This window comes from Pseudomonas sp. (assembly GCF_050739995.1).
GTDB lineage: Bacteria > Pseudomonadota > Gammaproteobacteria > Pseudomonadales > Pseudomonadaceae > Aquipseudomonas.
In genome coordinates, this window is the sequence record NZ_JBOICG010000382.1 from 1 (window position 1) to 20,148 (window position 20,148).

The following is a 20,148-nucleotide window of genomic DNA, read 5'->3' on the forward strand; positions in this document are numbered from 1 at the left end:
GTGTCAGCCAATACATCCAGCGACTGGCAGACTGCATTCGCGAGCAAGCCCGCTCCCACACTGGGGGTGTGGTGTTTGGGCGGTATCAGATCAATTCTTCCACCAGTTGCAGGCAATGACTGAGACCCGGCGACTGGTCATTCACCCGCCGGCTCAGAATGATCGGCGAGGTCGCGGTGGTTTCTACAATCGGTGTGTAACCGATGTCCGCCCGATGCAGCACCTGTACCGAAGCCGGCACCAACGTCACGCCCATGCCCGCGCCGACCAGGCCGATGGCGGTCTGCAATTCATTGGTCCACTGCGTTACCTTGAGGCTCAAACCGTGAGCGTCGAACAGCGCAATCACATGGTCGGCATAGCTGGGGCGCGGGTTGCCGGGGTAGAGCACAACGGGCTCGGCCGCCAATTGGGCAAGGGTTGCGGGCGCGCCGAGCAACGGGTGACCGGCGGGCAGCACAGCCACCAGTCGATCTTCCACCAACACACGTTGGACGATGGCCGGGTCATCGATGCGAATGCGCCCGAAGCCCACATCGATGCGTCCGGCCTTGAGGGCGTCGACCTGCTGCAGGGTGGTCATCTCCGACAACCCCAGCTCCAGTTCCAGCGAATCGTGGTTGCGCAGGCGCCGAATCAATTCCGGCAGTACACCGTACAGGGTCGACGGCGCAAAGCCGATGCCCAGCCAGGTCTTCTCGCCCAGGCCGATGCGCCGCGTGTTGTCGCAGACCGTGTTCAACTGCTCCAGCAGCACATTGGCGTGTTCATAGAAAAAACGCCCGGCGTCAGTCAGCCGCAGTGGCCGGCCGCGTTCCAGCAGAATCACCCCCAGTTCATCCTCCAATTGCTGGATCTGCCGGCTCAGTGGTGGCTGGGCGATGTGCAGGCGAACGGCTGCGCGGGTGAAGTTAAGGGTTTCACCCAGCACTTGGAAATAGCGCAGATGACGCAGTTCCATGTCGGCTCCTTTCATACCTTGAAGGTATCGATTGAGACCAATTCTATATTGGAAGCCCGGAAAATTGCGGAACAGAATCGGCTCAAACCGATAAAGGACCCAACGGGTATAGCCATGCCGATTTGTACCATCGAGTCGATCGAAACGATCATCGTCGACCTGCCCACCATCCGCCCGCACAAGCTGGCGATGCACACCATGCAAAACCAGACCCTGGTGATCATTCGCCTGCGTTGCAGTGATGGCATCGAAGGCATCGGCGAAGCCACCACCATCGGTGGCCTGAGCTACGGCAACGAAAGCCCCGACAGCATCAAGGTCAACATCGACCGCCACTTCGCACCGCTGTTGATTGGCCAGGACGCGGGCAATATCAACGCCGCCATGCAGCGTTTGGAACGCAGCATTCGCGGTAACACCTTTGCCAAGTCCGGTATCGAAAGCGCCTTGCTCGACGCGCTGGGCAAACGCTTGAACCTACCGGTCAGCGAACTGCTCGGCGGGCGTGTGCGTGACGCCTTGCCAGTGGCCTGGACCCTGGCCAGCGGCAATACCGAACAGGACATTGCCGAGGCCGAAAAGATGCTCGACCTGCGCCGCCACCGCATCTTCAAGTTGAAGATCGGTGCCGGTGAGGTGGGCCGCGACCTGACCCATGTGATCGCGATCAAGAAGGCCCTGGGCGAGCGCGCCAGTGTGCGGGTTGATGTCAACCAGGCGTGGGACGAAGCGGTGGCCCTGCGCGCGTGCAAAGTGCTGGGCGATAACGGCATTGACCTGATCGAGCAGCCGATCTCACGTAACAACCGTGGCGGCATGGCGCGGCTTAACCTGTCGAGCCCGGCACCGATCATGGCCGATGAGTCCATCGAGTGTGTCGAAGATGCCTTCAACCTGGCCCGCGAAGGCGCGGCGTCAGTGTTCGCCTTGAAGATCGCCAAGAATGGTGGCCCCCGCGCCGTGTTGCGTACCGCTGCGATTGCCGAAGCGGCAGGCATCGGCCTGTACGGCGGCACCATGCTCGAAGGTGGTATCGGCACCCTGGCCTCGGCCCATGCCTTCCTCACGCTGAACAAGCTGGCGTGGGACACCGAGCTGTTCGGCCCGTTGCTGCTCACCGAAGACATCCTCATCGAACCGCCGGTGTACCGCGATTTCCAGCTGCATGTTTCCCACTTACCGGGCCTGGGCCTGGCCATCGATGAAGAGCGTTTGGCGTTCTTCCGTCGTGACAAACACTAAGAGGCGCCTGCCATGTTGTTCCACGTAAAAATGACCGTGAACCTGCCTTTGGACATGAACCCCGAACGCGCAGCCGCCCTGAAAGCCGACGAGAAAGCCCTGGCGCAGCGCCTGCAACAAGAGGGCAAATGGCGCCACTTGTGGCGTATCGCTGGGCACTACGCCAACTACAGCGTGTTCGATGTCGACAGCGTACAGGCACTGCACGACCTGCTGATGCAGTTGCCGCTATTTCCCTACATGGCCATCGAAGTGAACCCACTGTGTCGTCATCCATCGTCGATCCACGAGGACGACCGCTGAGCCTGTTTTGCACCCAATAACTACAAGATGAGGATTGCACCATGTCCATCCGACTGTCCCAGACTGCCCACGCCCAACAGTTTCTCGAAGAAGCCAGTGGTAACCTCAATGACGGCGGCAACCCGCGTACCAAGGCGCTGATCTACCGCATCCTGCGCGACACCGTGAACATCATCGAAGACCTGGAAGTGACCCCGGAAGAGTTCTGGAAGGCGGTCAATTACCTCAACGAGTTGGGCAAGAACCAGGAAGCCGGTTTGCTGGCGGCAGGGTTGGGCCTGGAGCATTACCTGGACTTGCTGATGGACGCTGCCGATGAAGAGGCGGGCAAGTCCGGCGGCACGCCGCGTACCATCGAAGGCCCGCTGTATGTGGCGGGGGCGCCGCTGAGCAAGTACGAAGCACGGCTGGATGATGGCCAGGACGACGCGGTGCCGTTGTTTATGCGCGGGCAGGTACGCGACACCGATGGCAAGCCGCTGGCGGGGGCGATTGTGGATGTGTGGCAGGCCAATACCGGCGGCACCTATTCGTGGTTCGACCCGGCGCAATCAGCGTTCAACCTGCGTCGGCGCATCGAGACCGATGCCCAGGGCAACTACCGCTTTCGCAGCATCGTGCCGTCCGGCTACGGCTGCCCACCGACCGGGCCGACCCAGCAGTTGCTCGATCAACTGGGGCGGCATGGGCAGCGGCCAGCGCATATTCACTTCTTCATTTCGGCGCCGGGGCATCGGCATTTGACCACGCAGATCAACCTGTCGGATGACCCGTACCTGCATGATGACTTTGCCTATGCCACGCGGGATGAGTTGATTGCCGAGATTCGCTTCAGTGACGATCAACAACTGGCCCGGGAGTTTGGCGTGCAAGGGCGGTTTGCGCAGATTGATTTTGACTTTGAGCTGCAGGTGGCTGCTGCGCCGGTAGAGCAGAAACGCATGCAGCGGGTCCGCGCCCTGGAAGACTAAACGCGGTTAAAGCTGTGGGTTTTGTGGTGTTGCGGTTATTTGCGGATGACCAGATCCAACACCTCATCCCGATCCTTGATCTTCTGCAGCACAATCTCCGAACGTATATCCATCACCCCGGCCGTGCGGTTCAGGTGGTTCACGATAAAGTCCGAAAAGTGCTTGAGGTTGCGCGCCTGCACCCGCAACACATAGTTGCTCGCGCCGGTAATCACATAGGCGCTGGCCACCTCCGGCCAGCCTTGCACCTTCTTGATAAATGTCTCATGCCAGTCCTCCATATCCTGGCGCAACGACAGGTGCACGATGGCCTCCAGCTCGATACCCAGTTGCTCGGCATTCAGCACTGCACGGTAGCCGCTGATGATTCCCTCGCTCTCCAGCAAGCGCAAACGACGCAGGCAGGCGGAGGGTGACAACGCGACTTTTTCCGCCAGTTCCTGGTTGCTGATACGCCCATCCTGTTGCAGGAAATGCAGGAGGCGCAGGTCGGTGGCGTCGAGAATCATGATTAGAATAAATCCACGTGTTTGGGGGTTAAATTCGAATTTCCTACAGCTTAATTAGCCTGTTACCCACCACTTTGCACGAAAATTCTCTAGAACTTCGCTCATTATTTTGTCCATTCTCACTTATAAAAATCAGGACCACCCATGACCACTCGAAGCCACTGCCAAGCCCTCGATGCCCAGGATTCACTCGCCCCGTTGCGACGCCAATTCGCGTTGCCCGAGGGGGTGATCTACCTCGACGGCAACTCTCTCGGGGCGCGTCCGGTGGCGGCGGCTGAACGTGCGCAACAGGTCATCTGCGAGGAGTGGGGCAATGGTTTGATTCGCAGCTGGAACAGCGCCGGTTGGGCCGATTTGTCCCTTCGCCTGGGCAACCGCCTGGCACCGTTGATCGGCGCCCAGGACGGTGAAGTGGCCATCACTGATACCACCTCCATCAACCTGTTCAAGGTGCTCAGTGCCGCGTTGAGCGTGCAGCGCCAACGCCAGCCTGGGCGCAAGGTCATCGTCAGCGAGGCGAGCAACTTCCCCACGGATTTGTATATCGCCGAAGGCCTGGCCGAGTTGCTGCAACAAGGCTATTGCCTGCGGTTGGTCAACAGCCCGGATGAGCTGCCCCAGGCCATCGACCAGGACGTGGCGGTGGTGATGCTCACTCACGTCAACTACAAGACCGGCTACATGTACGACATGCAGGCGCTCACCGCCTTGAGTCATGAGTGCGGTGCGCTGAGCATTTGGGATTTGGCGCATTCGGCGGGCGCGGTGCCTGTCGACCTGCACAAGGCCGGTGCCGATTATGCGATTGGCTGCACCTACAAGTATCTCAATGGCGGGCCGGGTTCCCAGGCGTTCGTGTGGGTCAACCCGACGTTGGTGGATGTGGTGCGTCAGCCGCTGTCGGGTTGGTTCGGGCATAGCCGCCAGTTCGCCATGGAGGCGCAATACGCCCCGAGCAGCGGCATTGCCCGCTACCTGTGCGGCACGCAGCCGATCACCTCGTTGGCCATGGTGGAATGCGGCTTGGAGATTTTCGCCCAGACCGATATGGCCAGCCTGCGCACTAAATCCCTGGCGTTGACCGACCTGTTTATCGCGCTGATTGAAACCCGCTGCGCCGCCCACGGCCTGGTGTTGATCACACCGCGTGAGCACACCAAGCGTGGCAGTCATGTGAGTTTCGAACACCCTGAAGGCTATGCGGTGATCCAGGCGCTGATTGCCCGTGGCGTGATCGGTGACTACCGCGAGCCGCGCATCATGCGTTTTGGTTTTACCCCGCTGTACACCAGCTTCACCGAGGTATGGGACGCAGTGGAAATCCTTGGCGACATCCTCGACAACCACACTTGGGACCAGCCGCAATACAAAGTCCGAAACAGCGTCACCTGAATCAACACAGATCAAAAAATGTGGGAGCGGGCTTGCTCGCGAATGCGCTCTATCAGTCAACCCATCAGTGACTGACACACTGCATTCGCGAGCAAGCCCGCTCCCACAGGAGATCTGCGTCAATATCCAAACTGTGCAATCACAATAATAAAGGGGCACACCACGTGACCACGCCAGACCACGGCTTTGCAGAGATCACCCACCGCGAACTGGGCCTGAGGCGCCAGCTCACTTCCGGCCAGATGAGCATGATCGCTATCGGTGGCGCCATCGGCACCGGGCTATTCATGGGCAGCGCCTATGCCATTGGCTACGCCGGGCCCAGTGTGCTGGTGAGCTATGCCATCGGCGCATTGATCACCTTGCTGTTGATGGGCTGCCTAGCGGAGATGACGGTGGCCCATTCCACTTCGGGCTCGTTTGGTGCCTACGCCGAGTTCTACATCAGCCCGCTGGCCGGGTTTCTGGTGCGTTATGCCTACTGGGCGGCGATTGTGTTGGCGGTCGGGGCCGAGGTCACGGCGGTGGCGATGTACATGAAATACTGGTTCGCCAATGTGCCGGAATGGGTATGGATCGTGTCGTTTTCCAGTGTGCTGATCCTGCTCAACGCCATCAGCGTGAAGACCTTCGGCAACTTCGAATACTGGTTCTCAACGATCAAGATCAGCGCCATTGTCGGCTTCATCATCCTCGCTGTGTACGTGGTTTTCGGTTCCGGCAACCCGGAATACGGCGTGCACAACTACACGGCCCACGACGGATTTTTCCCCCATGGGTTGAGCGGCATGTGGATCGCGGTGATTGTGTCGATCTTCAGCTATTTGAGCGTGGAAATGATCGCGGTGGCCGCGGGTGAAGCGGCCGACCCGGAGCAGGCGGTGAAAAAAGCCTTCCGGGCGACCATCGTGCGGTTGGTGGTGTTTTACCTGCTGACCCTGGCCTTGATGCTCGCCATCGTGCCGTGGAACCAGGCCGGGCAAACCCAGAGCCCGTTCGTCACGGTGATGCAGACCATCGGCATTCCCGGAGCGACCGGCGTGATGAACTTCGTGATCCTGATCGCGGCGTTGTCGGCGATGAACAGTCAGCTCTACATCACCACGCGCATGATGTTCAGCCTGTCGCGCGCCGGTTTTGCACCCAAGTCCATGGGGGCCTTGAGCAAGAGCGGCATTCCGCTGAACGCCTTGCTGTTGTCCAGTTCGGGGATTGCCCTGGCGACCTTGTTGAACGTGGTGTACCCGGAAAGCTCGTTCACCCTGATGATGGCGATCTCGATGTTCGGCGCGATCTTCACCTGGTTCATGATCTTCCTCACGCACCTGTTCTTCCGCCGCTATCGCCAGCGTCATGGTGGGCCGAAGCTGTCGTTCCAGTTGCGGCTGTTTCCTTACAGCACCTTGCTCGGCCTGGTGCTGATGGGGGCGGTGATGATCACCACGTATTTCACCGAGGCGTTCAAGATGACCCTGGTGTTCGGCGTGCCATTTCTGTTGATTCTGTCGGCGGTGTACTACGGGTTCTTTCGCAAGGGCAGGGCCAAGGCTTCGAACAAAGCCTTGGCGTAACCCGGTAGATGATCGAACGACCGCGCGCATAACAACAGCTGTCGGCAGGCCCACGCTTCGCGCAAGGGTTGGGCCTTGAAGCGCTGCGCCGACGGCCAGCGGTCCAGCGCGGCCTGGGGCACGATGCCCAGGCCGGCGCCCCGGGCGACCATGCGCATCACCCCATCAAAGCCTTCGGCGCGGATGCGCGTCTGCAAGCGAAAGCCGGCATGCAGCGCCTGTTCCTCCAGGTACACCGCCAGCGCACTGTCGGCAGTCAGACCGACGAAATCGTATTGCAGGCTGTCGATGAAGCTCACTGTATCGGCCGCCAGGGGGTGATCGAGGGGCAGGATCAACACCAGTGGGTCATCGCGAAACGACAGGGTTTGCAGGCCGTGCGTATCCACGGCATCGGAGATGATTCCAATCTCGGCTGTACCTTGGCGCAGGGCCTGAGTGATGCGCAGGCTCGGCAGCTCCTGCAGGTCGATATCGAGGTTGGGGTGTTCGCGCAAAAAATCCGCCAGCAGTTCCGGCAAGTATTCGCTCAGGGCCGTGGTGTTGCACAGCAGGCGCACTTGGCCTTTGACGCCCTTGGCGTATTCCGCCAGGTCCTGTTGCAGATGCTCGGCTTGTTGCAGCAGCAAGCGGGCATGACGGGCCAGGGCTTTACCCGCTGCGGTGGGCGTGACACCGCGACGGCCGCGCTCAAGGAATTCGATACCCAACGATGCCTCCATCGCCCGGATGCGTGCGCTGGCGGCGGCCAGGGATAAATGGCTGCGTGCCGCGCCTGCGGTGATGTTGCCGGTGTCGAGGATGTGCAGGTAGAGGCGCAGGTCGATCAGGTCAAAGTGCATGGCTGGAACCTTCGGGTGGTTGGACTGGCCTTATCGCGGGCAAGCCCGCTCCCACATTTTGATTGGTGAACACATTCAGTGTGGGAGCTGGCTTGCCTGCGATGGCGATTTCAGCCTAAAGCAAAACAAGAGTCTACCTCAGGATATGGCGAATTTTCGGCCTGATCGAAAAGCGCCACAATCGGCCCATGAATACTTTCCTCGCGTTCTACCAAAATATCGGTCCGGCCCTGACTTTGTTGGTGGTTGGCACTTTTCTGCTGGCCGGCACCGTCAAGGGCGTGATCGGCCTTGGCCTGCCCACGGTGGCGATGGGCATGCTCGGCCTGGCTATGTTGCCGGCGCAGGCTGCGGCGTTGCTGATCATTCCTTCGACGGTCACCAACCTCTGGCAACTGATGTTTGGCGGCCACTTGAGTGACTTGTTCAAGCGCCTGTGGCCGATGCTGCTGCTGATTTTCCTCGGCACCGGGCTGGGTACTCTGTGGCTGGGAATGGACGGCGGGCAGTGGGTAGTGCGTGCGCTGGGGGGCGCGTTGCTGGTGTATGCGTTGAGCGGATTGTTCTTGCCCACGTTCAGGGTCGCACCTGGGACCGAACGTTGGTTGGGGCCGGTGTGTGGGCTGATCACCGGGCTTATCACCTCCGCGACGGGTGTGTTCGTGATCCCTGCGGTGCCGTATCTGCAAGCCCTGGGCTTGAACCGCGATCAACTGGTGCAGGCGCTGGGGCTGTCGTTCACGGTTTCCACGCTGGCATTGGCCACGGGGATGGTCTGGCGCGGTACGTTGGGCGGTGGCGAAATCAATGCGTCGCTGTTGGCCATGCTGCCTGCATTGCTAGGGATGTGGCTCGGCCAGGTGTTACGCCGGCGCATCAGCGCGGTGCTGTTCAAGCGCGTATTTTTTATCGGCATGGCGCTGCTGGGAGGGCATTTGCTGATTGGCGGTTGAACCGCTCGGTGTAAGCTGCGCTGATCCGATAGAGAGGACAGCCTGTGAAAGCCCGATCCGATGAGCTACAAACCTTCGTCAGTGTGATTGAGTGCGGCTCGATTTCCGCTGCGGCGGAGCAGGTCGGGCAGACGCCATCGGCAGTCAGCCGCACCTTGTCGCGCCTGGAGGCCAAGCTCGACACCACGCTGATCAACCGCACCACACGGCGCATGGACTTGACCGAAGAGGGCAAGTACTTCTTCGAACAGGCCAAGGTGATCCTGGCGCAAATGGATGAATTGGAAGAGCGCCTGTCGTCACGCCAGAAAAACCCCGCCGGGCGGCTGCGCATCAATGCTGCCGTGCCGTTCATGCTGCACGGGATCGTGCCGTACATCGCTGAATTTCGCAGCCTCTATCCGGACATCCAACTGGAGCTGAACAGCGATGACTTGATCATCGACCTGCTGGAGCAGAGCACTGATATTGCCATCCGCATTGGGGCGTTGGCCGACTCAACCCTGCATGCGCGCTCGCTGGGCTGGTCGCCGCTGCACATCCTGGCTAGCCCCGCCTACCTCAAGCAGCACGGCACGCCGAGCACCGTGGCGGAGTTGGCGGATCACACCTTGCTGGGGTTCACCCAGACCGAAACCCTCAACCACTGGCCGCTGCGTCATGTGGAAGGCGACCGCTGGCTGATCCAGCCGCGCATTGCCGCCTCCAGCGGTGAAACCCTGCGGCACCTGGCGCTGGAAGGGCAGGGCATTTGCTGCCTGTCGAACTTCATGACCATCGACGACATCAACGCCGGACGCTTGGTGCCGGTGCTGGAGGCGTTCAACAGCGGCTACCGCCAACCGATCAACGCGGTGTTTTATCGCAACTCGCAATTGGCCTTGCGCATCCAGTGTTTCCTGGACTTTATCCAGGCCAAGCTGGCACGGTACGCCGCTGATTCGTGACTTGTACGCAAGAGTGAATTGGGCAGCAGGGACTTATTCGACAGGGCGTGGGCGCTGATACTGGACCCATCACTTACCCCGTCAGGAGAACACTCCATGAACGTATTCGTTACCGGCGCTGCAGGTTTTATCGGTGGTTCCATTGCGACCGGCCTGGTCAAGGCCGGTCACGCTGTCACCGGCCTGGTGCGCAGCGCCGAACAGGCTGCTGAAATGACAGCCCTGGGCATCACCCCGGTGATCGGCACCCTTGACGATGCCGCCCTCTTGACCGCGCAGGCCCAGCAAGCCGATGCGGTGATCAACGCCGCCAGCAGCGACCATCGTGCCGCGGTAGAAACCTTGCTCGCCGCCTTGAAAGGCTCGAACAAGCCCTTCCTGCACACCAGCGGTTCGAGCATCGTCGGTGATGCGTCGGGCGGCAAGGCCAGCGATGTCATCTATTTTGAAGACAACCTGCCGGAGCCGACGGTGGATAAGGCCGCACGCGTGGCCATCGATAACTTGATCCTGGCGGCTGCCCGAGAGGGCGTGAATTCGGCCGTGATCTGCAACACCTTGATCTACGGCCACAGCCTCGGCGTGAAGCGTGACAGCGTGCAATTGCCGCGTTTGCTCAAGCAAGCGCGCAAGAGTGGGGTGGTGCGCCATGTGGGGCCGGGGCAGAACATCTGGTCCAACGTGCATATTGAAGACGTGGTGGCGCTGTACCTGCTGGCACTGACCAAGAACGTGCCCGGTACTTTCTACTTTGTGGAGAGCAGCGAAGCGGCATTTGTCGACATGACCACCGCCATTGCCGAAGCCCTGAAGCTGGGCAAGCCACAGGATTGGCCATTGGCCGAGGCTGAGGCCGAGTGGGGTTATGAAATGGCCAACTACGGCCTGGGCTCCAACAGCCGCGTGCGCGGCAAGCATGCCCGTGAGCTGCTGGGTTGGGCGCCGAAGCGTGCGTCGGTGGTGGAGTGGATTCGTCACGAAATGGTTTGATGTTCGCTTGATACCGCGTTGCTGTCTTCGCGAGCAAGCCCGCTCCCACACTGACTGCATTCCAACAATAGAATTGGGGTCAGCCGTAGAAGTGTGGGCGATCAGGGAGGCTGACTTTCACAATCTGCTCACTGCCCTGCGCCTCGATACACGCGTCCGCCGCCACCGCCGCCGCAAACCCATCCCACGCCGATGGCCCGCCCACTTGGCCGGCACGCACGCTATCAATGAAGGCCTGCAACTCCACGTCGTAGGCACCGATGAACCGGTCCTTCCAGTCCATCAAGATCGCATTCGACAGTTTCGCGCCACTGCGCAGCTGCACCTGGGACGGCTCCGGCAGCTTGGCGATGCCGGTCTCCCCCACCACTTCGCACTGGATGTCGTAGCCGTACTGGCAGTTCACAAAGACTTCCACATCAATGCGGGTGCCCTTGGCGGTTTCCAGCAGTACGATCTGCGGATCACGCAAATGGGCCAGTGCTTTGCTGGACTTACGCGGGAACACCACCTGCACTGACACGTAGTCGTCGTTGAGCAGCCAGCGCAACACATCCAGCTCATGGATCAACGTGTCGGTGATCGCCATGTCGGTCTTGTAGTTCTGCCCCACCGTCGGGTTGCGGTGCGCGCAGTGCAGCATCAACGGCTCGCCGATCTGGCCACTGTCGATCACCGCCTTGAGGGCGCGATAGCCTTCGTCATACGGACGCATGAAGCCCACTTGCACCAGGCGCTTGCCGTAGGCCACTTCGGCGTCGACGATTTTGCGGCAGCCTGCGGCCGTCACCGCCAGGGGTTTCTCGCAAAACACCGGCTTGCCGGCGGCGATGGCGGCCAGCACGAATTCTTCGTGGCTCGGCCCCCAGGACGTCACCAGCACCGCCTCCACCTGCGGCGAGGCAATCAGCGCACGCCCGTCCGGGTACACCTCGGCGTCCAACTTCAAATCCGCCACCACCTTGGCCGCTTGCTCAAGGTTGATGTCGGTGACGGCCACCACCTGGCTGTTGAGCAAGGTCTGGCTACAACGACGAATATGGTCCCGGCCGATGGCGCCCGTACCGATCACACCTAGCTTCAACGACATACATTCACCCCTCTTGTTATTAGTACTGCCGGGCCTTGGCCAGCTGTTCATTGAGTTTTTTCGCCGCCGCATTCGTGCGTTCGCTGGTGGACACCTGTGCCACGCCCACTCGCCACCACGACAGGTAGCCGTGGACCATGGTCTTGGGCAGCACCTTGATGTCGATCAACGTCGAGACAGTCTGCGTGCGCGCATCGGCCAGGGCCGCTTCCAGTTGCTCCACCGTGCTCACCTTGTAGGTCTTGCAGCCATACGCCGCCGCACTCATGGCGAAGTCCACCGGCACCAGCCCGCCGTCGAGCTTGCCGCTCTCGGGGTTGCGGAAGCGGAATTCAGTGCCGAAACTGTCCATGCCATTGCCGATCTGCAGGTTATTGATGCAACCGAAGGCCATGTTGTCGAGCAGCACCACATTGATCTTGCGCCGCTCCTGGATCGAGGTGGCCAGTTCCGAATGCAGCATCATGTACGAGCCATCGCCGACCAGGGCATAGACCTCCTTGCCTGGCTCTGCCAGCTTCACCCCCAAGGCCGCATTGATCTCGTAACCCATGCACGAATAGCCGTACTCGACGTGGTACGTGTTGACACCCTTGCTGCGCCAGGCGCGCTGCAAGTCGCCGGGCAGGCTGCCGGCGGCGGCGACGATGATCGCGTCGTCAGCCAGGGCCTGGTTCAGCACGCCCAGTACACGGCTTTGGGTCAGGCATGAACCGGTCAGCTCGATAAATTCGCGCAGCACCGCGCGGTCCAGGTGGTCATCGACCTCGGGCACGAAGCCATCGCCGTCATATTCCACGTGATGTACGCGGTCCACTTCCGCGTCCAGTTGCGCCTTGGCGTCGCGGATCTGCTCGCCCCAGCCCGAGCGGTAATCGCCCAAGGCGTCGGCCAATGCGTCCAGAGCCACTTGCGCATCGGCCAGTACCTGCACGCCATCCAGTTTCAAGGCATCGCACGGGCTGATATTGAGGTTGAGGAACTTCACCTCGGGGTGCTTGAACAGCGATTTCGACGAGGTGGTGAAGTCGGTGTAGCGGGTGCCGATGCCGATGATCAGGTCTGCCTCGGGCGCCAGCAGGTTGGCCGCCAGGCAGCCGGTTTCACCAATGCCACCGACGTTCAGCGGATGACTGGAGATCACCGCGCTCTTGCCCGCCTGGGTTTCGGCGAAAGGAATATCAAAGCGCTCGGAAAAGGCTTGCAGCGCGGCATTCGCGCCGGAGTACTTCACGCCGCCGCCGCAGATGATCAGCGGTTTGCGCTTGCCCCGGAACGCGGCCAAGGCATCGCCGATCATCGCGGCAGTGGCCGGGCGGCGCTCGATGCGGTGCACACGTTTTTGCAGGAAATAATCGGGATAGTCCCAGGCTTCAGCCTGCACATCTTGCGGTAGCGCCAGGGTCACGGCGCCAGTCTCCGCGGGATCAGTCAATACGCGCATGGCGTGGATCGCCGCCGTCATCAACTGCTCGGGGCGGTTGATGCGGTCCCAGTACTTGCTCACGGAACGGAAGGCGTCGTTGGTGCTGATGCTCAGGTCATGGAACTGCTCGATCTGTTGCAGCACCGGGTCGGGCTGGCGGCTGGCGTAGACATCGCCAGGCAACAACAGCAACGGGATACGGTTGGCGGTGGCCGTCGCAGCGGCGGTCAGCATATTCGCCGCGCCCGGCCCCACGGACGCCGTGCACGCGTAGATCTTGCGCCGCAGGTGCTGCTTGGCGAAACCGATGGCGGCGTGGGCCATGCCTTGCTCATTACGGCCCTGGTGTACCACCAGGTCACCGCTGTCCTGCTCCAGGGCCTGGCCCAGGCCCAGCACATTGCCGTGACCGAAAATCGTGAACACTCCGGCGACAAACTTGCTCTGTACGCCATCGACTTCGATGTATTGGTTATCCAGGAACTTCACCAGGGCCTGGGCCATGGTCAGTCGGGTGGTGGTCATGTCACGCCCCTTAAAGGTCCAGCAGCCAGCTGTGCTGCGGGTCGTTATGGAAATGCCAGGCACGCTTCGGGCCGGCCATCACATTCAGGTAGTAGGACTCATAGCCATACGGCACGCTGACCGGGTGATACCCCTTGGGCACCACCACCAGGTCGCTGTTTTCCACGGCCATGGCCTGGTCGATGCTGCGGTCGTCGGTGTAGACGCGCTGGAACACGAAGCCCTGGGGCGGATTGACCTGGTGGTAGTAGGTTTCTTCAAGGAAGCTCTGGTGCGGCAGGTCGTCGGTGTCGTGCTTGTGCGGCGGGTAGCTCGACGAATGCCCGGACGGCGTGCGCACTTCCACCACTAGCAGGGAATGGGCCGGCTCGCTGTCGGGCAGGATGTCGCACACATAACGGGTATTGGCGCCTTTGCCGCGTACGCTGCGCTTGCAGTTTTCCGGGCGGATCAGACGTGGTGCGTAGCCTTCGGCACCGGGCGCGGCGCACACGGCGATCTGTACATCGCTCAAGGCGGTGATCTGGGCCGTGGTGCCAGGCGGCAGGTAGGCGGCGAAGGGTGACTTGTCTTCGAATACCGACTGGCGATCACCGAGGTTCTGCCAGTTGAAGCCCTCGCCTTCGATGTTCACCCGACCGCTGAGCAGCACCAGGCACAGCTCTTTATCCCCGGCGCTGACCGGCAGGGTTTCACCCAGGCTCAGGCGGTAAGCGGAAAAACCCACATACTCCAGGCGCCCGGCTTCCAGGGCCACCATGGTTTGTCCACGTTTGCTGCTTTTGACCAGCAAGCTCATCACTCAAGTCCTCTCGTTGAGAAGCGCGCGCAAGGTGTCATAACCCTTTTTGGCGTAGATATAGCTCGGCGCCACGGCAGGGTCCTGCTCGGCTTCCACCACCAGCCAGCCCTCGTATTGCGCAGCCAGCAGGACGTCGAGCAATTCCGCGAAATCGATATCACCGTCGCCGGGCACGGTGAAGGTGCCGTTGACGATGCAATCGGGGAAGCTCCACATCTGGTTGCGCGCCAGTTGCACCACCGGCTTGCGCACGTCCTTGAAATGCACGTGGCAGACGCGCCCGATATGTTTGCGCAGCACCTCGATCGGTTCGCCGCCGCCCATGTAGCAGTGGCCGGAGTCGAACAGCAGGCCGACTTCAGGGCCGGTGCGGCTCATCAACTGGTCGATGTCTTCAGGAGACTCAACGTAGGCGCCCATGTGATGGTGGTAGGCCAACCGCACGCCCTGGGACAGGGTGAAGCGAGCCAGTTCGGTGAGTTTGTCCGCGTATTCCTGCCAAGCCTGTTCGCTGTGAAAACGCGGACGTTCGATCAGGCGGATGCGCGAACCCTGGATCGAGTCGGCGACTTCGCCATACACCAGCACCTTGGCGCCATTGTGCTTGAGCAGCTCGACATGACCGGCAATAGCCTCGATTTCTTCCGCCACCGAGCGCCGCGCCAAGCGGCTGGAATACCAGCCGGAGACCAGAGCCAGGTCATAGGGGCGCAATACATCGCCGACGCCCTTGGCGTCCTTGGGGAATTTGCCGTTGAGCTCAAAACCTTCGTAGCCGATTTCCTTGCCTTCGCTGAGGGCCGTGCTCAAGGGCGTTTCACCGCCCAGTGCCGGCAGGTCGTCGTTGCTCCAGGAGATCGGGTTGATGCCAATTCGAATTGCGGGCATGGCTGCACCTTTTATTTTTTTCAGATATCACTGAAATCTGCTTTATGTGGGAGGGGGCTTGCTCCCGATAGCGGTTAATCAGGCAAAACCTCTATAACTGAACCACCGCCATCGGGGGCAAGCCCCCTCCCACATTTGATTGCATTGCACATTTGGAATTGTGATCAGGTTCGGGAACTGCGCCAGGCATTGATGAGCTGTTCGAACGTGTGCTGCACCTGCTGAATCAGGGTCTCGTCATCAATCTCCCCCGCCAGCCACGCACGGCTCGGCTCCTGGAAGATCGTACGGCCTACGGCAAAACCACGGCAGGTGGTGCTGTGGCGAGCTTGCTGGAAGCCATCAGCCAGGCACTCGGCTGAAGCATTCAGGCCCAGCAACACCACGCCACGGCAGTATGGGTCGCGCTCCTGGATCAGTTCGTCGAGCTTTTTCCAATCCTCGGCCGACTGCGCCTCGATCTTCCACCACGCCGGGTAGATGCCCAGGTTGTACAGGCGCTTGAGGCTGCGATAGAGCACATCCGGGTAGGTGGATGGATGATCCTTGGGTGGGATGACCTCCAGCAACAACTCATGGCCACTGACCAGGGACGCCTCGTACACCGCCTTGAGTTGTGCCTCCTGCTCCAGGCGCAGCAACGGCTCGTCGTCCGGGTGGAATTGCACCAGGCACTTGATGATCTGCTCCTGGGGCCAGGCAATCAGGTTGCTGCCGACCGAACGCCCATGTTCGAACGCCAACGGCCGCGAGTTCTGTACTTCCACCGGGCGCGCGATCCACCAGCCGCGACCGCTGGCGGTGTTGAGCGCGTCCTGGCCGAAACGTTGGTCGGCCAGCAGTCCTACATCGGCGTCGACACCCTGCTCGCCAAGTTTCTGTTCCACCCGCTCGATAGCCTGGATAAACAGCTGCTTGATGTCGCTGATGCGCAACGGGTCTTGCCCGCCCTTTTGCGCGAGGTCCACCAACTGCCAGCGATGGTCGAAGGCAAACACGAACAACTGCTTCCAGGCCTTGCGCGGCACGCTGACACGGTGCAGGCGCTGCAGGGTCACGTCCTGATCCGGCCGCGTGATGGGCACCGGGCTGTTGAACAGGTAATCCAGTTCGGCCGGCGTCGGCATTGCCGGAGCACAGGCGTGGCGCGACACCACCAAGCCGCCGCAGGCATTGGCCAACTGGCTGCAACGTTCATCGCTGGCATCGTTCAGCCAACCGCTGAGGAAGCCGGACATGAACGCATCACCGGCGCCGAGCACATTGAGGACTTCAACCCGTACGCCGGGGTAGATCGCGCCGTCTTCCAAACGTGCGGGGATGGCGCCATGGATCACTGTGCAACCTTGCGGGCCGAGCTTGACCACCAGGGTTGCCGGGGTCAATTCACGCACGGTGCGCAGTGCGACCAGCAGATCTTCACTGCCACCGGCGATCAAAAACTCTTCTTCGGTGCCGACGATCAGGTCGAAACGCGGCAGGATTTTCTGCACGTGTTGGCTGACATTCTGGTCGGCGACAAACCGCGTTTCACCGTCCGCCTTGCCCGCCAGGCCCCACAGCACCGGGCGGTAGTCGATGTCCAGCACGCGCTTGACGTTGTGCTTGGCGGCATAGTCCAGGGCCTGGAGGCTGGCCTTGTACACACCCTCCGTGGAGAAATGCGTGCCGGTGATCAGCAGGGCTTTGCTGGAGGCGATAAAGGCCTCGCTGATGTCTTCGGCGCGCAGGGCCATGTCAGCGCAGTTTTCGCGGTAGAACACCAGGGGGAAGGTTTCACGGTCCTTGAGGCCCAACAGCACCAACGCGGTGAGGCGTTCGGGGTCGACCTTGATGCCGCTGACATCGCAGCCTTCACGCGCCAGGGATTCGAGCAGGAAACGCCCCATGTGGTCATCCCCGACCCGACTCAACATCGCCGACCTGAGCCCCAGCCGAGCGGTGCCGAAAGCGATATTGGCGGAGGACCCACCGAGGTACTTGGCGAAGCTGGACACGTCCTCAAGCCGCGCACCTACTTGCTGTGCGTAGAGGTCGACGCCCAGGCGCCCGAGGCAAATCAGATCCAATTGACGCCCACTGGCAAAACGAGTCTGGCCCATGCTGGCTCCTGTTATTTTTATCAGCCTGCGTTGTGCCGCCGTGGGGGCGGCAAACGCTCTTGGTGGGAGCAGACTAGAACGTCCGGCGACGGCAATCAATATTTATTCCATAATTATTTTTAGTGGAATATTTTTTCCAATACGCTGGCATAATGGCACGCCAGCCGCCGTGCATCGTTTCAGCAGGCCACGCGGGCCGTGATGCCGGGGTATTTTTTTGCGCCTACCCTGTAGACTTGCGCCACCCATCAGCGCAACAGACGAAAACGCCAGAAGGATTGCCCATGTCCCGCACCGATCCCGAGACCACCCTGGAAGCCACGATCCCCAGCCCTCCGGTCAATGCCGAACGCCTGTTGCAGCTGATCACCGACGAATACGAAAGCCTGCCACGCCAGCTCAAACGCATCGCCAGCTACATGAGCCAGCAGAGCGACCGGATCATGGTCGACCGCATCAGCGACATCGCCCGCGAATGCGAAGTGCACCCTTCGGCCATCGTGCGCTTTTCCCAGCGCTTCGGTTTCAGTGGTTTCAGTGAGATGCAGGCGTTGTTTCGCGAGGCCTACACCCACAAGACCACGCCGGTGCAGAACTACCAGCAGCGTATCCGCAGCATGATCGCCAACAAGTCGCAGAAAGCCAGCGGCGGCGACCTGGCGCGCGAATGCGTCAACGCCACACTGTCCGGCATCGAGCGCCTGGGGTTGGAACTGGATGACGCGGCGTTCGAGAAAGCCGTGGACCTGGTGGTCAATGCCGACAATATCTACGTGGTCGGCGTGCGCCGTTCTTTTGCAGTGGCGGATTACCTTGTCTACAACCTGCAGCACACCAACAAGCGCATTCACCTGGTCTCCGGCCTCGGCGGCAGCTACCGCGAACAGATGCGCAGCGTGCGTGCCAACGACCTGGTGATCGCCATCAGCTTCACGCCCTACGGCAAAGAGACCCAACACTGCCTGCGCATCGCCCAGCACCACCAGGCCAAGACCCTGATCATCACCGACAGCAACCTGTCGCCCCTGGCCAAGCGGGCGAACGCGGTGCTGCTGGTGAATGAGGGCTCTTCGTTTGCCTTCCGCTCGTTGAGCGCCACCTTGTGCCTGTGCCAGGCGTTGTTCATCGCCGTGGCCTACCGCCTGGAACTGAAGGTGGACGAAATCCATGAGCAGGTCGGGTTCGACGACTGATCTTGGGCCTCTGAAGATCCCCTCCCACATTTTTGATCAGTGTTTGGCTTTAGGACGGCGCATCAGGTAGTACGCCGCAGGGATGACGAACAGCGACAGCAACGGCGCCGTCAGCATCCCGCCGATCATCGGCGCGGCAATCCGGCTCATGACCTCACTGCCGGTGCCAGTGCCCAGTAGGATCGGCAACAACCCGGCGATGATCACCGCCACCGTCATCGCCTTGGGCCGCACCCGCAGCACCGCGCCTTCGGTGATGGCAGCCAGCAGGTTACCGTCCCTGCGCTCGGCCCAGGCGTTTTTCAGGTAGAGCAGCATGATCACGCCGAACTCCGCCGACACCCCCGCCAACGCGATAAACCCCACGCCTGTGGCCACCGACAGGTTGAAGCCCAATCCGTAGAGCAACCACACACCTCCGGTCAGTGCGAACGGCAACGTCGCCAGAATCAACAACGCCTCCTCCACCCGGCGAAAGGTCAGGTACAGCAGCACAAAAATGATCAGCAGCGTGGCCGGCACCACCAGCTTCAATCTCTCATTGGCACGCTCCAGGAACTCGAACTGCCCCGAGTAACTGAGGCTCATGCCCGGTTGCAAGTGCACTTGCTGGCTGATCGCCGCACGCAGGTCCTTGACCACCGACGCCAAGTCACGGTCACGCACGTCGATATACACCCAACCGGAAGGCCGTGCGTTCTCACTCTTGAGCATCGGCGGACCATCGTTGACCTGGATCTTGGCGACCGTGCCAAGCGTGATCTGGCTGCCCTTCGGCGTGTACACCGGCAGGTTGCGCAGTGCCGCCACCGAGTCGCGCCACTCCTTGGGATAACGCAGGCTGATGGGGAAACGCGCCAAGCCTTCCACGGTTTCGCCGATGGTTTCACCGCCCACCGCTCCGGACACGATGGCCTGTACATCGGTTATGTTCAGCCCGTACTGCGCAGCGGCGGCACGGTCGATGTCCACGTCGATATAGCGCCCGCCGGTCAAGCGTTCAGCCAACGCCGAACTCACCCCCGGCACTGTCTTGGCAACTTTCTCCACGGCCTGGGTCACGGCGTCGATCTGCATCAGGCTGGTCCCTGCGACCTTCACCCCAATCGGGCTCTTGACCCCAGTGGCCAGCATGTCGATACGGTTGCGGATCGGAGGAATCCAGATGTTGGTCAGGCCCGGCACCTGCACCACACGGTCCAGCTCCTTGACCAACTTGTCGGGGGTCATGCCGGGGCGCCATTGGTCCTTGGGCTTGAACTCGATGGTGGTCTCGAACATCTCCAGCGGTGCCGGGTCGGTGGCGGTTTCAGCGCGGCCTGCCTTACCGAACACATGGGCGACTTCGGGCACGCTCTTGATCAGGCGATCGGTGCGTTGCAGCAGTTCGCCCGCCGTTTGCGTCGACAAACCTGGTAATGCCGAAGGCATGTACAAC

The 20,148-nt window shown here is 61.1% G+C and carries 18 protein-coding genes; 9 read left to right on the forward strand and 9 right to left on the reverse strand.

Translation table 11 applies throughout. The features are described from left to right. Nucleotides 1-85 precede the first annotated feature (85 nt). On the reverse strand, nt 86-961 hold the full coding sequence (locus tag ACRESD_RS12620; RefSeq protein WP_431751195.1) for a LysR family transcriptional regulator: 876 nt from the start codon (nt 959-961) through the stop codon (nt 86-88). Between the two features lie 114 nt (nt 962-1,075). On the opposite strand from ACRESD_RS12620, the gene ACRESD_RS12625 reads away from it, so the two are divergent. From ACRESD_RS12625 to catA, 3 genes are read left to right on the forward strand one after another with little or no spacing between them, the layout of a single operon-like run. Next, nucleotides 1,076-2,203, forward strand: coding sequence for a muconate cycloisomerase family protein (locus ACRESD_RS12625; protein WP_431751196.1), 1,128 nt, complete (start codon nt 1,076-1,078; stop codon nt 2,201-2,203). Between the two features lie 12 nt (nt 2,204-2,215). After that, complete coding sequence (gene catC, locus ACRESD_RS12630; protein ID WP_431751197.1) at nt 2,216-2,506, forward strand: muconolactone Delta-isomerase; 291 nt, start codon at nt 2,216-2,218, stop codon at nt 2,504-2,506. A gap of 41 nt (nt 2,507-2,547) precedes the next feature. Further along, nucleotides 2,548-3,477: a catechol 1,2-dioxygenase gene (gene catA / locus ACRESD_RS12635; RefSeq protein ID WP_431751198.1), complete on the forward strand. Its 930-nt coding sequence runs from the start codon at nt 2,548-2,550 to the stop codon at nt 3,475-3,477. Nucleotides 3,478-3,512: 35 nt separating this feature from the next. On the opposite strand, the gene ACRESD_RS12640 is transcribed toward catA, so the two are convergent. Continuing rightward, complete coding sequence (locus ACRESD_RS12640) at nt 3,513-3,986, reverse strand: Lrp/AsnC family transcriptional regulator (protein WP_431751199.1); 474 nt, start codon at nt 3,984-3,986, stop codon at nt 3,513-3,515. 144 nt (nt 3,987-4,130) lie between these two features. On the opposite strand from ACRESD_RS12640, the gene kynU reads away from it, so the two are divergent. Beyond that, entirely contained in the window at nt 4,131-5,381 is a 1,251-nt protein-coding gene (kynU, locus tag ACRESD_RS12645; protein ID WP_431751200.1) for a kynureninase, read from the forward strand. Between the two features lie 164 nt (nt 5,382-5,545). Further along, nucleotides 5,546-6,952: an amino acid permease gene (locus ACRESD_RS12650; RefSeq protein WP_431751201.1), complete on the forward strand. Its 1,407-nt coding sequence runs from the start codon at nt 5,546-5,548 to the stop codon at nt 6,950-6,952. On the opposite strand, the gene ACRESD_RS12655 is transcribed toward ACRESD_RS12650, so the two are convergent. Beyond that, nucleotides 6,898-7,794: a LysR substrate-binding domain-containing protein gene (locus ACRESD_RS12655; protein ID WP_431751202.1), complete on the reverse strand. Its 897-nt coding sequence runs from the start codon at nt 7,792-7,794 to the stop codon at nt 6,898-6,900. The genes ACRESD_RS12650 and ACRESD_RS12655 overlap by 55 nt on opposite strands. Nucleotides 7,795-7,982: 188 nt before the next feature. Here ACRESD_RS12655 and ACRESD_RS12660 point away from each other — a divergent pair, with 188 nt between their 5' ends. The 3 genes from ACRESD_RS12660 to ACRESD_RS12670 all read left to right on the forward strand — a co-directional run bounded on the left by ACRESD_RS12660 (nt 7,983) and on the right by ACRESD_RS12670 (nt 10,684). Then, nucleotides 7,983-8,747 (forward strand): sulfite exporter TauE/SafE family protein, encoded by a 765-nt coding sequence (locus tag ACRESD_RS12660; protein WP_431751203.1) that lies wholly within the window; start codon nt 7,983-7,985, stop codon nt 8,745-8,747. Between the two features lie 44 nt (nt 8,748-8,791). After that, complete coding sequence (locus tag ACRESD_RS12665) at nt 8,792-9,694, forward strand: LysR substrate-binding domain-containing protein (RefSeq protein ID WP_431751204.1); 903 nt, start codon at nt 8,792-8,794, stop codon at nt 9,692-9,694. Between the two features lie 96 nt (nt 9,695-9,790). After that, nucleotides 9,791-10,684 carry an NAD-dependent epimerase/dehydratase family protein gene (locus ACRESD_RS12670; RefSeq protein WP_431751205.1) on the forward strand — a complete coding sequence of 298 codons (894 nt, stop codon included), beginning with the start codon at nt 9,791-9,793 and terminating at the stop codon, nt 10,682-10,684. 79 nt (nt 10,685-10,763) lie between these two features. On the opposite strand, the gene ACRESD_RS12675 is transcribed toward ACRESD_RS12670, so the two are convergent. From ACRESD_RS12675 to ACRESD_RS12695, 5 genes are all read right to left on the reverse strand, one after another. Continuing rightward, entirely contained in the window at nt 10,764-11,774 is a 1,011-nt protein-coding gene (locus tag ACRESD_RS12675; RefSeq protein ID WP_431751206.1) for a Gfo/Idh/MocA family protein, read from the reverse strand. Between the two features lie 19 nt (nt 11,775-11,793). Beyond that, nucleotides 11,794-13,725: a 3D-(3,5/4)-trihydroxycyclohexane-1,2-dione acylhydrolase (decyclizing) gene (gene iolD / locus ACRESD_RS12680; RefSeq protein WP_431751207.1), complete on the reverse strand. Its 1,932-nt coding sequence runs from the start codon at nt 13,723-13,725 to the stop codon at nt 11,794-11,796. A gap of 10 nt (nt 13,726-13,735) precedes the next feature. Next, nucleotides 13,736-14,524: a 5-deoxy-glucuronate isomerase gene (gene iolB, locus ACRESD_RS12685; protein ID WP_431751208.1), complete on the reverse strand. Its 789-nt coding sequence runs from the start codon at nt 14,522-14,524 to the stop codon at nt 13,736-13,738. Between the two features lie 3 nt (nt 14,525-14,527). Next, complete coding sequence (iolE, locus tag ACRESD_RS12690; RefSeq protein WP_431751209.1) at nt 14,528-15,415, reverse strand: myo-inosose-2 dehydratase; 888 nt, start codon at nt 15,413-15,415, stop codon at nt 14,528-14,530. A gap of 164 nt (nt 15,416-15,579) precedes the next feature. Continuing rightward, nucleotides 15,580-17,517 carry a bifunctional 5-dehydro-2-deoxygluconokinase/5-dehydro-2-deoxyphosphogluconate aldolase gene (locus ACRESD_RS12695; RefSeq protein WP_431751210.1) on the reverse strand — a complete coding sequence of 646 codons (1,938 nt, stop codon included), beginning with the start codon at nt 17,515-17,517 and terminating at the stop codon, nt 15,580-15,582. A gap of 284 nt (nt 17,518-17,801) precedes the next feature. Here ACRESD_RS12695 and ACRESD_RS12700 point away from each other — a divergent pair, with 284 nt between their 5' ends. Continuing rightward, the gene (locus tag ACRESD_RS12700) at nt 17,802-18,710 is read left to right on the forward strand and encodes a MurR/RpiR family transcriptional regulator (RefSeq protein ID WP_431751211.1); all 909 of its coding nucleotides are present in this window, start codon (nt 17,802-17,804) and stop codon (nt 18,708-18,710) included. A 36-nt stretch (nt 18,711-18,746) separates the two neighbouring features. Here the strand turns inward: ACRESD_RS12700 and ACRESD_RS12705 are convergent. Then, the coding region (locus ACRESD_RS12705) for an efflux RND transporter permease subunit (RefSeq protein ID WP_431751212.1) at nt 18,747-20,148 on the reverse strand (1,402 nt) is incomplete at its 5' end.